The organism is Haloarcula sp. CBA1131 (assembly GCF_008728975.1).
GTDB classification, from domain to species: Archaea; Halobacteriota; Halobacteria; order Halobacteriales; family Haloarculaceae; genus Haloarcula; species Haloarcula hispanica.
On the sequence record NZ_RPCY01000001.1, the window covers coordinates 2,445,298 to 2,459,414 of the forward strand.

The 14,117-nt window shown below is 64.2% G+C and carries 15 protein-coding genes and 1 pseudogene; 9 read left to right on the forward strand and 7 right to left on the reverse strand.

Going from position 1 to position 14,117, the window contains the following annotated elements; genetic code table 11:
• Position 1: 1 nt before the first annotated feature.
• Complete coding sequence (ilvB, locus tag Har1131_RS12385; protein ID WP_151146669.1) at positions 2-1,759, reverse strand: biosynthetic-type acetolactate synthase large subunit; 1,758 nt, start codon at positions 1,757-1,759, stop codon at positions 2-4.
• Positions 1,760-2,104: 345 nt separating this feature from the next.
• A complete protein-coding gene (locus Har1131_RS12390; protein ID WP_014039970.1) occupies positions 2,105-3,349 on the reverse strand; it encodes a LeuA family protein in 1,245 nt (414 codons plus the stop codon).
• A gap of 127 nt (positions 3,350-3,476) precedes the next feature.
• Between Har1131_RS12390 and Har1131_RS12395 the strand changes: the two genes are divergently transcribed.
• On the forward strand, positions 3,477-3,779 hold the full coding sequence (locus Har1131_RS12395; RefSeq protein ID WP_044951757.1) for a DUF5779 family protein: 303 nt from the start codon (positions 3,477-3,479) through the stop codon (positions 3,777-3,779).
• Positions 3,780-3,889: 110 nt separating this feature from the next.
• Here the strand turns inward: Har1131_RS12395 and Har1131_RS12400 are convergent, their stop codons facing one another.
• Positions 3,890-4,168 (reverse strand): hypothetical protein, encoded by a 279-nt coding sequence (locus tag Har1131_RS12400; protein WP_014039968.1) that lies wholly within the window; start codon positions 4,166-4,168, stop codon positions 3,890-3,892.
• 146 nt (positions 4,169-4,314) lie between these two features.
• Entirely contained in the window at positions 4,315-5,001 is a 687-nt protein-coding gene (locus Har1131_RS12405) for a VOC family protein (protein WP_044952185.1), read from the reverse strand.
• 121 nt (positions 5,002-5,122) lie between these two features.
• On the opposite strand from Har1131_RS12405, the pseudogene Har1131_RS12410 reads away from it, so the two are divergent.
• Together Har1131_RS12410 and Har1131_RS12415 are read left to right on the forward strand one after the other, a co-directional pair.
• Positions 5,123-5,802, forward strand: a pseudogene (locus tag Har1131_RS12410) (hypothetical protein).
• Positions 5,803-5,849: 47 nt separating this feature from the next.
• Positions 5,850-6,260, forward strand: coding sequence for a hypothetical protein (locus Har1131_RS12415; protein WP_151103170.1), 411 nt, complete (start codon positions 5,850-5,852; stop codon positions 6,258-6,260).
• Between the two features lie 19 nt (positions 6,261-6,279).
• On the opposite strand, the gene Har1131_RS12420 is transcribed toward Har1131_RS12415, so the two are convergent.
• The 3 genes from Har1131_RS12420 to Har1131_RS12425 form a co-directional block, all read right to left on the reverse strand.
• Positions 6,280-6,489 carry a ribbon-helix-helix domain-containing protein gene (locus tag Har1131_RS12420; protein WP_008309988.1) on the reverse strand — a complete coding sequence of 70 codons (210 nt, stop codon included), beginning with the start codon at positions 6,487-6,489 and terminating at the stop codon, positions 6,280-6,282.
• A gap of 44 nt (positions 6,490-6,533) precedes the next feature.
• On the reverse strand, positions 6,534-6,698 hold the full coding sequence (locus Har1131_RS21795; protein WP_008309989.1) for a hypothetical protein: 165 nt from the start codon (positions 6,696-6,698) through the stop codon (positions 6,534-6,536).
• Positions 6,699-6,988: 290 nt separating this feature from the next.
• Positions 6,989-8,164 carry a Xaa-Pro peptidase family protein gene (locus Har1131_RS12425; protein WP_151103168.1) on the reverse strand — a complete coding sequence of 392 codons (1,176 nt, stop codon included), beginning with the start codon at positions 8,162-8,164 and terminating at the stop codon, positions 6,989-6,991.
• Positions 8,165-8,298: 134 nt separating this feature from the next.
• Between Har1131_RS12425 and crtD the strand changes: the two genes are divergently transcribed.
• The 6 genes from crtD (at position 8,299) to Har1131_RS12455 (ending at position 14,100) form a co-directional block, all read left to right on the forward strand.
• Positions 8,299-9,786 carry a carotenoid 3,4-desaturase gene (crtD, locus tag Har1131_RS12430; RefSeq protein WP_151103166.1) on the forward strand — a complete coding sequence of 496 codons (1,488 nt, stop codon included), beginning with the start codon at positions 8,299-8,301 and terminating at the stop codon, positions 9,784-9,786.
• Positions 9,787-9,789: 3 nt separating this feature from the next.
• Positions 9,790-10,674, forward strand: coding sequence for a prenyltransferase (locus Har1131_RS12435; protein ID WP_014039962.1), 885 nt, complete (start codon positions 9,790-9,792; stop codon positions 10,672-10,674).
• Positions 10,667-11,548: a bisanhydrobacterioruberin hydratase gene (cruF, locus tag Har1131_RS12440; protein ID WP_014039961.1), complete on the forward strand. Its 882-nt coding sequence runs from the start codon at positions 10,667-10,669 to the stop codon at positions 11,546-11,548. The genes Har1131_RS12435 and cruF overlap by 8 nt, the downstream gene beginning before the upstream one ends.
• 81 nt (positions 11,549-11,629) lie before the next feature.
• On the forward strand, positions 11,630-12,466 hold the full coding sequence (locus Har1131_RS12445) for an HTR-like protein (protein WP_014039960.1): 837 nt from the start codon (positions 11,630-11,632) through the stop codon (positions 12,464-12,466).
• A 133-nt stretch (positions 12,467-12,599) separates the two neighbouring features.
• On the forward strand, positions 12,600-13,472 hold the full coding sequence (locus tag Har1131_RS12450; protein ID WP_129754984.1) for a hypothetical protein: 873 nt from the start codon (positions 12,600-12,602) through the stop codon (positions 13,470-13,472).
• Positions 13,465-14,100: a hypothetical protein gene (locus Har1131_RS12455; RefSeq protein WP_064288446.1), complete on the forward strand. Its 636-nt coding sequence runs from the start codon at positions 13,465-13,467 to the stop codon at positions 14,098-14,100. The genes Har1131_RS12450 and Har1131_RS12455 overlap by 8 nt, the downstream gene beginning before the upstream one ends.
• Positions 14,101-14,117: the final 17 nt, after the last annotated feature.

Consider the following 14,117-nt stretch of genomic DNA (forward strand, 5'->3'; position numbering starts at 1 on the left):
GTTAGATCATGTCCAGCTGGTCTTCGTTGAGCGCGAACAGGCCGTTGTCACCGCCGCTGGGGACCATCGGGAAGACGTTCTCCCCGGGGTCGATGTGGGCGTCGATGACGCTCGGGCCGTCGTAGTCGCGTGCTTCCTGTATCGTTTCCTCGACGTTCTCGTAGGATTCGAGCGTGAACCCGCGCGCGCCGAAGGCCTCGGCGAGCTTGTCGAACTGCGGGATCCACGGGTACTCCGAGGCCATCCGGCGGCCCTCGTAGAAGCCGTCCTGCCACTGGCGGACCATCCCGACCGCCTCGTTGTTCAGGACGACGTAGGTGATATCGAGTTGCTCCCGAACGGCGACCGATAGGCCCTGAACGGTCATCAGGAACGAGCCGTCGCCGTCGAAGCAGACGACCTCCTGGTCCGGCGCGGCGAGTTTGGCACCGATGGCGGCTGGCACGCCGTACCCCATCGTCCCGAGACCGTGGGACGACACCCACGTCCGGGGCTCGGTGTACTCCCAGAACTGGGAGGCCCACATCTGGTGCTGGCCGACGCCGGTACAGACAATAGTGTCGTCCGGCGTCATCTCCGAGAACTGCTCGACGACGTACTGTGGCTTCAGCGGCTCGTCGTCGGGCGTGTCGTAGTCCATCGGGTACTCATCTTTCCAGGTCTGGCACTGGTCGCGCCACTCGTCGGCGTCCGGCGCACGCGGCATCGCGTCGAACAGCTGCCGGAGCACGTTCCGGGCGTCTCCGATGAGTGGGTAGTCAGCGTAGACGTTCTTGCTGATTTCGGCCGGGTCGATGTCGACGTGGATGACCTCCGCGTCGGGGGCGAAGGAGTCGACGCCGCCGGTCAGGCGGTCGTCGAAGCGCGTCCCGATGGCCAGCATGCAGTCGGTGTTGCTAATCGCCATGTTGGCGTAGCCGGTGCCGTGCATCCCGGCCCACTCAAGCGAGAGTTCGTGGTCCTCGGGGAAGCTCCCGATGCCGGGCATCGTCGTGATAACCGGGATCTCGTACTCCTTGGCGAACTCCCGGAGCGCGCTCGACGCGTTCGCCTTGATGACGCCGCCGCCCGAGAGGATGACCGGACGGTCGGCCTCGGCCAGCGCCTCGACGGCCTCCTGGACGTCCTCGTCGTCGGCTTCCTCGGGCACCTCGTAGGTCTCCGGCGTCTCCGGCCTGCCGGGTTCGACCTCGGTTTCGCCCTGGGTCACGTCCTTCGGGAGGTCGACCAGCGTCGGCCCCTGCCGGCCGGCGTCAGCGAGCGCGAACGCTTCGCTGACGTCGTCGCCGACGGTGTCGGAGTCGGCGGCGAAGTAGCTCTCCTTCGTGATCGGCTGGGTGATGCCGACCGTGTCCGTCTCCTGGAAGGCGTCGTTGCCGACGAACTCCGTCGGGACCTGGCCGGTTAGTGCGATGACGGGGTCCGAGTCCATGTTGGCGTCGGCGATGCCGGTCACGAGGTTCGTCGCACCGGGGCCGGAGGTGGCGAAACAGACGCCGGGGTCGCCGGTGACGATTCCGTACGCGTCCGCCGCGTGTGAGGCCCCCTGTTCGTGGGCCATCGTGACGTGGTTGATGTCGGAGTCGTACAGCGCGTCGTAGACGGGCATGATCGCGCCGCCCTGGACGCCGAAGACGTAGTCTGTCCCGGCGTTTTCAAGCGCACGGATGACCGATTGCGCGCCCGTCGTGACCGGCTCCTGTTCTGTTTCTGACTCCGTTTCTTCCGCTTCCTTGGGGACGGATGCACGTTCGCTCATCGTGTCATCCCTCCGTCTGTTCGTGTTCGGGGTCGATACCGCGGTGATGTGTATGCTGCGTGCATGACTGGTGACTCTGTGGTGTTCAGGCGAATCGATTCGGCCGGGGGTGAAAATGTGAAATGAGGGGCTATAGTGCCCCTACAATACGCACGCCGAGAATAGCGGTCGCGGTGCTGGCGGGTGGTCGAACCTGACGCCCAGCAGCCGCGGTCATCACATCCAAATGCAGTTCGTCCCGAATAATAAACGTTCTGTGATAGCTGTTGGCGGACAGCCGCTCGGAACCGGATACTCACCGGTAGCTGCTCACTCGTGGTGACGGCCGGAAGCGAGGTCATCGGCCTACGCCCGGACCTCCTCGCTTTCCTCGGTCACGCCGATCTCCTCGGCGAACCGTTCGAGCACCGACATGGTGACCTGTTCCTCCGCGCCGTACTCCTTGACGCGGCGGGTCACTTCTCTGACCTCCGCCTCGGTCGGGTCGTAGCCCGCGTCGACGAGCCGTTCCCGGACCGAGTGGGCCCCGGTGTGCTTGCCGAGCACGAGTTCGCGCGTGGCCCCGACCATCTCGGGGGTCATGACGCCCGGCTCGAACGTGTCGGAGTTCTCGATGACACCGGCGGCGTGGATACCGCTCTCGTGGGAGAAGGCGTTGCGCCCGACGACGGGCTTGTTCGCCGGCACCCCGATGTCAGACTTCTCCTCGACGATCCGCGACAGCTCTGTGATGCGGGTGGTGTCGATTCCGGTGTCGACATCGTACAGCGACTCCAGCGCCATCACGACCTCTTCGTAGGCCGCGTTGCCGGCACGTTCGCCGATCCCGTTGACCGACACCTGCGCCTGGCTGGCTCCGGCCTCAAAGCCGGAGATGGCGTTGGCCGACGCCAGTCCGAAGTCGTCGTGCGTGTGCACGTCGATGTAGGCATCGGTGCAGTCGTCGACGATTTCGATGAGGTCGTAGAACCGCCGCGGCGTGGCGACCCCACACGTGTCCGGAATGTTGATCCAGTCCGCCCCCGCCGCGGACGTGGCCTCGATGACTTCGACGAGGAAGTCCTCGTCAGTCCGAGTCGCGTCCATCGGCGAGAACATGCATTCGACGCCCGCATCTTTGATCATCTCGACACAGTCGACGGCAGTGTCGAGTGCCTCCTGACGGGTCGCGTGCATGGAATCTTGCAACTGTACGTCCGACGTCGAGACGAAGGTGTGGACCATGTCCACACCGGAATCCAGAGCCGCCTCGATGTCTTTCTCGACCACACGCGCCAGTCCGCAGGTCGTCACTCGCGTGGACTCGGCGATGTCGCGTACTGCCTCGAACTCCGCGTCGGAGTTGACGGGGAACCCGGCTTCGATGACGTGGGTGCCCATCTCGTCGAGCAGCGCAGCTATCTCGCGTTTGTCCTCGTAGTTGAACGACGTGCGTGGTGACTGCTCACCATCGCGCAGCGTGGTGTCGAAAATCCGTGCGTCTGTTATCTCAGACGTGGAATCCAGTGTGCCCTGGAAGAACTCGATCCGCCGGAGATTCCGACGTGCCCTCGTTGTTGGACATAAGCACCCGTAACTGGATGCTTCCACTATTTATACTTGTCCATAGGGCGGTGATATGTGCACACGACACACGGTCACGACCGCCGCCGGTGCGACTGCCGCGCGTCAGACGGTTTGGGGAGGATTTTTGCTCCGTCCGCGCATGGATGTGGCTATGAGCGATTTCGAGGGGCTGGACCTGCAGGCCGTGGAGGACCAGATGGACGAGGACCGTGACGGGGCCGGCAGCAACCGCGTCGTGCTGGGCGTCCTCGACGGGTCGGAACCGCCCGAGCAGTGGATCAACACCATCGAAAACGGGTCGGTCCTGGTTCTCAACGTCGAAGGCGACCTGAACGAACTCGCCGCCGGGTTCGCCCGGCCGGTCCGGGAGGCCGGCGGCGAACTGATGCACTTCCGCGGCTTTCTGGTTGTGACGCCGCCGGGCGTCAGTATCGACTCCGAGCGGCTGGATTGAGCCGCAGAACGCGCTGTGGCCTCTGGACAGCCCTATTCTGGGCGATACGGTTCTATGGGAAATAGCGGGAGGAACGGTTTTCCTGACGCCGCAATATCTGGCCAGGCCGCTCACGGAGGGAGAAATCGCTGCAGCAGTCCATGCCACACGCGGATACCCCGGTCCCACGCTTGCCAGTAGGTGTCGAAGAACCGGGGCGAACCCCTGTCAGTGTGGCTCGGTCGGGTCGTGATCTGGGCGTGGCAGTCCGGACAGCGGTAGTGCGTGCCGCCGTGGTGCTCGACCACCATCCAGTCGCCGTCGTACCTGCTCCGGTGCCCACAGTCCGGACAGAACAGCGTCGCCTTCGCAGGGGCTTCCTGTTCGGCCCGGGAGTCAGTCGGGGACATCCTCGGGTGAAACGTGGCCGCCGACACGAAAAGAACCTGCCTATGAGGTGTCTATACAGCTACTAATACGGGGGTAGTCATTATATTCGCTTCCGGCGGATTCACCCCCGGTACCACTGGCCCGCTACGCCGACACCGGCGGTTGTCTACGCCGACACCAGCGTCAGGTAGTGGCCGTCCCGGTCCCTGATTCGGACGCCGTCCTCGACCGAGGTGACCGAAAGCGCGTCGTCAGCGACTTCCCTGGCCGTCGATTTCGGGTCTTCGGCGACGACACCGAAGTCGACGTGAACGCCGCCGCGGGCGTCAGCGATGCCGAGCCGCGGTGACCACAGTTCCAGGTCGAGGTCGCCGGTCGAGAGCCGAACGCGGCCTTCGTCGCGGCCGTCGTCGACCATGTCGAACCCCAGCGAGGTGTAGAACGCCACGGCCGAGGACAGGTCCTCGACTTCGAGGACGAGTTCGAACAGGCCGGTGACGCCATCGCCGTCGACCGCCCGCTCGCCGAGTTCCACGCAGTTGCCCTGTGGGTCGTAGAAGTACAGCGAGCGCGCGTCCCCGAAGGTGTGTTCGACCAGGTCGAAGCGCTCGTCCAGCCGGCCGTACCAGTCGTCGTACTCCCGCTCGGGAATGGTCAGTGCGTAGTGGGTGTGGAGCCCGCCGCGCGGAACCGTCCCCGGCGCGCGGAGCCTGAGTTCGGTGTCGCCGGCCGCGAGCACGGCCTCGTCTGGGCTCTCTGAGAGTACGTCGAGTTCCAGAAAGGCCTCGTAGAACGCCGTTGCACGGTCCGGATACTTCACCTCCAGTGTGAGCCAGGCGGGCGAGGAGAGCATATCGGCACTTCGGTCGCCACCGACAAAGCCGCTGTGGACGACGTTTCGGAGGCGAAACAACCCCAGCACGCGAGTTTCCCGTTCTCGACCATTTATTCACGTCAGGCCCGTACTGAGGCGTATGCCAACCAACACGCAGGACGAAACGGCGGCGTGGCTGGAGACGAACCGCTGGGAGCGCGGCGTGAGCTACATTCCGTATCCCGACGAAATGATGGTCCGGGCGAGTCACGTCCTCAAGACGGATGCCGGCGTGTTCGTCGTCGACCCGATAGACGTCGACGGTATCGACGACCTGTTCGCCGAGTTCGGCGACGTGGCCGGCGTCGTCATCCTGTTAGACCGGCACAAACGCGACAGCGCCGCCGTTGCGAACCGACACGACGTGTCGGTGTACATCCCCGAGTGGATGTCGGGTGTCGAGGAAGACATCGACGCGCCGGTCGAACGCATGCACCGACAACTGCCGGGCACGGACTACGGCGTCCACAAGATTATCAAGAACACGTTCTGGCAAGAGGCCGCGCTGTATGGCGACGAGGACGATACGCTGGTCGTCCCCGAGGCAGTCGGGGCGGCGGACTACTTCCTCGCCGGTGACGAGCGACTCGGTGTCCACCCAATGTTGCGCCTGTTCCCCCGAAGAAACTCTCCCGGCTGGACCCCGAGCGGGTCCTGGTCGGTCACGGAGAGGGTGTGATGGAAGGTGCCGCCGAGGACATCGCGTACGCGCTCCGCGGGTCGCGAGGCCGGACGCCGGGCCTGTACGCGAAGAACCTCAAGTCGCTCGTGCTCGGCTAAACCGACGGAAGCGACGCTGTTTTACCCGGCCCGTGCGAAGGTGTGGCGTGGTCTACGTCACACGCGGACTCGTCGAGACGCTGTTACGGCTCGCCAGCGAGGCCGAACCTGACGACGTGACGATTTCGCTGGCCGTCACGCCGGCCGGAGAACTCCCGGATGCTGACTTACCGGACGAGGCACCGGTGTTCACTGACTTCTATCTCCCCTCAGCCGGGGCCTCGGTGAAGGCGGTGTTCGGCGTCGACCTTGGAACGCCGGCCGGCCAGACACAGGGCCGATTCGTTTCCCACCCCGACGGGTACATGGGCGTCAGCAAGACCGACGACCTGCACGAGGTGATCTTCGTCGGCATCCCGCCGTGGGATATCGACGCCTTCGGAGCCTTCGACAGATCCGGGCAGGAACAGGAGGTCACGGTTCTCGACGTCGAGCCTCCGGAAAAGTATCCGCAGTAGCGTTCCGTCTCCGGAGCGGTTACTCCAAGTAGCCCAGGTCCCGCAACTGGTCGGTGATATCCTGGAACTGCGCTTCGGTCAGTTCGCCTTCCCGCTGGTGCTGGACGACGATACTCCGGAGCAGGAACCGAACGAGGTCAGAGGTGCTGGAGAAACTCGTCCCTTCGATTGTCTCTTCGACGCGCTCCGCGAGGTCCTTCGGAATCGATACTGTGGTGTAATCGGACATATCGGCACGGAAGCGTGCCGGCGGGATATGCGTTGTGTCCCAGCTTACCGCGGGTCCGTGGCCTCAGTGTCGAACTGGCCCATCGTGGCGTGATTGGTCGGCGAGAACATCTTCGGCGCGCGGCGGGACTTGCTCTCCGCGTCGTCGAAGGGCAGCGTGGTTGTCGGGTACGAGTCGTCGTTTCGGGGGGTCGTGATTCGTGTTGTCATCCTGGGGGTCGTGTCGGCCGGCGTCTGTGGTTTGTGGGCAGTGCAGTGTGAGGGTCGCGTGAGGGGCGTACATCGGATACAAGCATTGAGTATCACCACCTTTTGCCCCATCCATAATAAATGTTCATGATGGAGCCGCGGAATATAATGTATCATGGTAACGAACATCTTGATAGAAGATAACGCAGTCACCAACGGAGGCCAGGATAAAACTGCTTCCCAGACTGGAGACGCTAACGTGGCCTGTCTGTCCTGTGGCGGCCAGATGGAACGGCGCTGAAACGACCGGCTCAGACGACGAACTGAATCTCGTACTCAGTCAGGTTCTCGTAGCCATCGGCAGTGACGACGGCGATATCTTCGATTCTGACCCCGCCGACATCGGGGTCATAGAGGCCGGGCTCGATAGTGACGATGTGTCCCGGTTCGAGTTCGCCGCCATTCGGTGCCAGCCGTGGAAGCTCGTGGACGTCCAGCCCGACGCCGTGGCCCGTGCTGTGGATGAACCCTGTCTCCGTTCGGTCGTCGTCACGCAACGTCGGCTCGCCGGCGTCCTCGTACACGTCACAGACAGCGTCGTGTACGTCTTTGCCGGTCGCACCGGGTTCCAGCGCATCGAACGCCGCTTCCATCGCCCGCTCGGTGAGGTCGTACCACTCCCGCACCGTCTCGCTTGGCTCGCCTTTGACGAACGTCCGCGTCATGTCGGCGTGGTACTTCGTCGCCTTGTCCTTCGGGAAGATGTCGATGATAACCGGCTCGTGGGCGACGAGCGGCCCGCTCCCAGAGTCGTGAGGGTCCGCAGCGTCCGCCCCGCAGGCGACGATAGTCTCGTCCAGTGAACAGCCGTGCCGGAGCAGCGTCACCTCGATCTCCTCTTTCACCCGCTCGCTCGTCAGCGTCTCGCCGTCAATTTCGAGCGTGTCGTCCTCGGCAATCTCTGACGCCTCAAGCAGCGATTCGGCCGCCTGCATCGCCGCCTCGTTGGCCCGCTGTGCCGTCCGGACGTAGTCGACTTCGGTCTCGGTCTTCGTCGCGCGGATCTCCGTGACGATGCCGTCGGTGTCGGCCGTCACGTCGACACCACGTTCGCGCAGGCCGTCCGCAGTCCGGAGCGGGAACCGCGGGGGTACGGCCACGCTGTCCACATCGTAGGCCGCGAGGAAATCCGCGAGGACGTGCGAGACTGCCTCGTCGGGACCGTACTCCTCGACCTTCTTCTGGTGGTCGAAGTCCACGTACCGTTCGACGGTCTCGGCTCGCGATTCACGCTTGGCGCGACCGAACTCCAGACTCCGCGGGAAGAGGAGATGTGTGTCGCCGTCGTACAGCGTGATGAACGGGTCCGGCGCGTCGAAGCCAGAGAGGTAGTACTGGTCTGACACCTCGGAATCCGCATCGAGGAGGTAGCCGTCGACGCCGGCGTCATCGAGATATGCGTCCAGTGCTGCGAGGTCAGGTTCCATACGTGTCAGTCTGGCCCCCATCCCCATATACGTCTCCCACTGAGCCGCTCGGCGGCCCGACATATGGCCACGAATGGCATACCGATGCAGTTTGGCCGCTCATTTATTGACGGTCCAGCCCCTCAATACTAGTAATGAGTGACTTGTCCGGTGAAGACGTAACTGTCGTCGGTGGCGGCATCGGTGGCCTCTCCGCCGCGTGCTATCTGGCGGACGCAGGCGCGGACGTCTCGCTACTGGAGAAAAACGAGCAACTCGGGGGCCGCGCCTCCCGGCTGGAGGTGGACGGGTTCCGGTTCGACATGGGTCCGTCGTGGTATCTGATGCCCGACGTGTTCGAGCGGTTCTTCGCGTACTTCGGGAAAGAGCCACGCGATTACTACGACCTCCAGCGGCTCGACCCGCACTACCGCATCTTCTTCAAGGACGGCGACCGGATCGACGTGACCGGCGACAACGTCGAGATGGCCCGGAAGTTCGAGGAGTACGAACCCGGCGCGGGCGAGGCGTTCGAAGACTACCTCGCGACGAGCGAACGTCACTACGAGACGGCGATGAACAAGTTCGTCTACGAGGACCGCTCGGAGCTGCGCGACTGGATTGACCTCGATGTGATGACTGCCGCGCCGGTCGGCCTCCAGCTCATCGGCACGATGCAGAGCCACGTCGAGGACTACTTCGAGCACCCGAAGCTCCAGCAAATAATGCAGTACACGCTCGTCTTCCTCGGCGGTTCGCCCCGGACGACGCCAGCGCTGTACAACATGATGAGCCACGTCGATTTCAACCTCGGCGTCTACTACCCCGACGGCGGCGTCGGCGCGGTCGTCGACGGCCTCGTCGAACTCGGCGAGGAACTCGGCGTCACCTACGAGACCGACGCCGAAGTCGACGAGATTTCCCGGCGGAAGGATGGATTCCTCGTGGAGACAGTCCACGGCGACACGACCCATCCCGACGAAGTGGTCGTCAACGCCGACTACGCTCACGCCGAGCGGGAACTCCTGCCCGACCACGAGCGCCAGTACGACGACGATTACTGGGACGACAAAACGTACGCACCGTCCGCCTTCCTCATGTACATGGGTGTCGAGGGCGACGTGGAGCCCCTGAAGCACCACACGCTCGTCCTGCCGACGGACTGGGACCCCCACTTCGACGACATCTTCGACGAGCCCGCGTGGCCCGATGACCCGGCGTACTACCTCTGTGTGCCCTCGAAAACCGACGACACCGTCGCCCCAGACGGGCACTCGAACCTGTTCGTTCTGGTCCCAATCGCGCCGGGCCTGCACGACGGCGACGAGATCCGCGAGGAGTACCGCGAGAAGGTGCTTGCCGACATCGCTGACAACACCGGCGTCGACCTGCGCGACCGCATCGTCTACGAGAAGCAGTTCGCCGTCTCCGACTTCGGCGAGCGGTACAACGCCACGGAGGGCACAGCTCTCGGGCTGGCACACACACTCCGCCAGACCGCCCTGCTGCGACCCAACAACCGCTCGTCGGCCGTCGACGGCCTCTACTTCACGGGGTCGTTCACGACGCCCGGCATCGGCGTGCCGATGTGTCTCATCAGCGGCGAACACACCGCAGAGGCGCTCATCGAGGATATCGCCTGAGTAATGCCCGAACTCCCGACCGACCGCATCACCGCCGTCATTCCGCCGGAGGAGACGCTGGTGGGGTACCTGTTGCGGCTCTCCCGGCCGCGGTTCTGGCTGTACCTCGGCGGCCCGGTCATCGTCGGCGTCAGCTACGCGGCCGACGGCCCGGGCGAACTGTTCTCGCCGCTGGCTATCGCGCTGTTTCTGTACTTCACCATTCCCGGAAACGTGTTTCTCTACGGGGTCAACGACATCTTCGATGCCGACATCGACGAGCACAATCCCAAGAAAGACGAGGGCCGAGAGGTCAGCTACCGCGGTGACAGCGCCGTCACAGCCATCGTCGTCGCAAGCGGCGCGCTCGCGTTGGTGTTCGTCCTCGGGCTGCCGATGCTCGGGGTCGTGGCCCTGCTCGCCTGGGTCGCGCTCTCGGTGGAGTACTCGGCCCCGCCGTTGCGGTTCAAGACGACGCCGTTCCTTGATTCCATCTCGAACGGGCTCTACATCCTGCCCGGCGTCATCGGCTACGCCGCTATCGAAGGAGCGGCCCCGCCAGCGACCGCCGTCGCCGGCGCGTGGCTCTGGGCGATGGGGATGCACACCTTCTCGGCGATTCCGGACATCGAACCCGACCGCGAGGCCGGTATCCAGACGACGGCGACGTTCCTCGGGGAGTCAAACACCTACTACTACTGCGTGATGTGCTGGCTCACGGCCGCGTTCGTATTCACCTACACGCACTGGGTATTCGGCCTGCTACTGCTCGTCTACCCCGGCCTCGTCTTCGGGATTCTCGGCATCGGCGTCGACATCGACGAGGCGTACTGGTGGTATCCTGCGATCAACACCGTCGTCGGCATGGTGTTCACACTCATCGCGCTGTGGGTGATGCTGTATGGGTAGCGGCGAGGACCGGACCATAGCGGGCTGGACGCTCCCCGAGACAAGGACCGACGCGACCGCGCAGTTCGACCAGTTCGTCACCGAGAACCGCTTTACCATCGCCGTCGTTTTCCCGCTCGTCGGCGCTGTCACCCTGCTTGCCAGCGCCGAGGGACTGTTGCCCGACCCGCTCGCGTTCAACCCCTACTTCGTCCTGTTCGGAACGTTCGTGATGCGGTTGCCTCTCGTGGCCGGTGTCTTTCCGCTCGTGGACCGCCGGGCCGGGCTGGCGCTGGTCGCGCTGACGCTCTACTCCTACGGCATCGAACTCGTCGGTGTCCGGACCGGCTGGCCCTACGGCGAGTTCACGTACGGCGTCGACCTTGGCCCGATGCTGCTGGGCGAGGTGCCGTTCGGGCTCCCGGTCTTCTTCTTCCCGCTGGTCCTGAACGCCTACCTGCTCGTCCTGCTGTTGCTCGGCAACAGGGCGGCGTCAACCGCGGTTCGGCTGCTGGCGACGCTGGCGACGGTCATGCTCGTCGACCTCGTGCTCGATCCGGGTGCCGTGGCAATCGGTTTCTGGACCTACGAGATGCCCCAGTTCTACGGCGTCCCGTGGCAGAACTACACCGGCTGGCTCCTCTCTGGATCGGTCGCCGTCCTGCTGTTCGACCTCGGGTTCGACCGTGCGGGGCTCCGACAGCGACTCCGGGATTGCCCGTTCATGCTCGACGACCTGGTGAGCTTCGTCCTGCTGTGGGGCGGTATCAACCTCTTTTATGCGAACTGGGTGCCTGTCGGCCTGGCCGCGCTGCTGGGGGCCGGCCTGCTGTGGACGGACCGCTTCGACTTCGACCTCTCGGAGACGCGGCTCGGTCGGGCCGTCTGGCGGTAACCTCCGGGCTCGCTGTCGCTCTCCCGACCACGACAGTGAGACAGGCCAAGCGTTTAAGCGACCGCGTAGGTAGGTGGACGTATGGAGCGAATCCCGTTCGGAATCCGGCAGCTCGACTCCATCATCAACGGTGGAGCGCCCGCCGGGAGCGTCGTCCTGCTGTCCGGCGAGGCCGGCGCTGGCTCCCGGGAGTTCATGCATACGAGCGCACTCATCAACGGGCTCGAACAGGTGGACGGGGAGTTGCACGACCTCTACTACGGCGACCGCTCGGCCGACGCTGTTGCCCCGGACGAAGTCCACTACATCTCCTTTACAACAAGCGAGTCGCAACTGGTCAGCGAGATGCGGCTGGCGATGGACGACGACGTGGTCGACAAGGGAAGCCAGGCGGTCGAGTTTCACGACCTCTCGGAGCGGTACTTCCACATCAGTCCGGTGCCGCGAGAGTGGTACGCCAGGGAGACCGCGTCAATCACCGACCTCCGGGCGCGCCACGAGCGGGATGACCTGCTCGGCACGCTCGGGATGGTATTGAACGACGTGGCGGCGAACAATCTCGTCGTCATCGACTCGCTGTCTGACCTCGTTAGCGCGACGGACGAGGAAGTCAGCTGGTCGGACGTCAGCTCGCTCGTCCAGGGAATCCAGAAGGCAGCCCACCAGTGGGGGGGCCTTATCCTCTTGCACGTCAATCCGGAGACGATATCGTCGACCCGACACGGGCAGCTCGTCGACGCATCCCACGGCACGATGGAGTTCGCGTGGGAGTCCGGCGGTTCCACCCGGGCCCGGACCCTCGTCGTCCAGCAGTTCCGCGGCGTTCTCTCGCAGATAGAGGACGAGGACATCGTGCAGTTCGAGACCGAACTGGGCGATGCCGGCTTCGATATCAGCGACGTGCGCAAGATTCGGTAGCGATAGTCGGCAGCAGAGATGCCCGTAACTGTCGGAAAAAGACAACGAGCCGCGTGCTGACGGTTCGCTCCCGCTCTCGGTATCTGAAATCGGCGACAAACCCTTATCAGTCTTGTTCGTCAAGGGTGTCGTAATGTCCTCCGAGTCGACTGATGACGGAGGAGTGTACGTCGAGCTATCTGCAGATCTAGACGAGTGGCTGACCGAGCAGGCCGAGACGCTCGGCGTGCCTCGCGACGCCGTCATGGAGCAACTGCTGGCCGCATATATGACAGCGGCCGACTCGGACGATGGGATGGACGACCTCATTCAGCCATCGGCGGACGAGTTGGATGCCGTCGTCGCCGCGACCGTGGACGAGAAGCTGAACGGCTCAGTCGAAGCAGCGACCGAGAGCGCTGTCAGTTCCCAGCTCCCCGATATCGTCGACACGGTGGAACGCCAACTCGCAGAGCGGTTCGACGCGCTCGAAGCGGACTTTCAGACGAAGATCGAAGACGTCCGCGAGCGCGTCGTGCAGGTCAAACGGGAGGCCGACGCGAAAGCGCCGGCCGACCACGGCCACGAAGAGTTCGACCGCATCGATGCACTCACACAAGAGATCGAAGATATCGAGGCGGAACTCGCCGCGCTTCGGGGCGACGTGACCGAGTCGCTCGAAACAGAGAACGAGCGAGTCGCTGACATCGACAGCCGACTCGACGATGTCGAAGACAAACTCACCCGCGTCGCCTGGGTCGTCAGCGACCTCCGCGACGACCAGGGCGGCCGGGACCAGAATCAGAAAGCGGTCGACCGGCTGAAACGCGCCGCGGCCCAGGAGAACATCTCGACGGCACGCTGTTCGAACTGTGACGAGCAGGTCGAGATCGGACTGTTGACCGAACCCCAGTGTCCACACTGCAACACGACGGTGTCGGACGTCCGGCCCGAGGGCGGCATTATCCGCTCGAAGGCGCGGCTAGTGGCCGCAGCACAGCTTGAACCGGGAGAGACCAATGAGTGACGACGAGCGAGACCCCTTCGAAGAGCTCGACCCGGATGACGACCGCGAGGGCGACCCGTTCGAGCGCCTCGGTGCGGGGCCTGACGACGCGGACGGCTCGGCAGACGCACGCCAGCCACCCGACGACGGTTGGCCGGGCAGCGAATCGAGCGACGAACCGGCCGACGGTGCGTCCGAGGCGGAACCCGATGCAACCGATGCTGACGACCTGCTCTCGGCTGTCGACACGGAAGAGTTCCGTTCAGATTCGGCACCTGAATCGGACAGTCACCTTTCGGGGTCATCACCCGACCCGGACGACCCCTTCTCGGGAATGGACGAGCGCGGCGAGGACCCCTTCGGGAGCGGCGAGAGCGCGTTCGAGCGGGTCGACGTCGATCACATCGACGCGGACAAGGTGTGGGCGGAAATCGCCGGGGACGGCGATGACAAGACTACACCCGAGAGCCGCTACGCGGAGGTATCGAAACACCGCTACTGCGAGCAGTGTGAACACTTCTCCGCACCGCCGAACGCGCACTGCACGAACGAGGGGACCGAGATCATGGAGTTCCTCGACATGGAGACGGTCCGGCTACTGGACTGTCCGGTCGTCGCCGAGCAACACGAGATCGAGGACGAGCAGTAACGGCTTTTTGCCTCGGT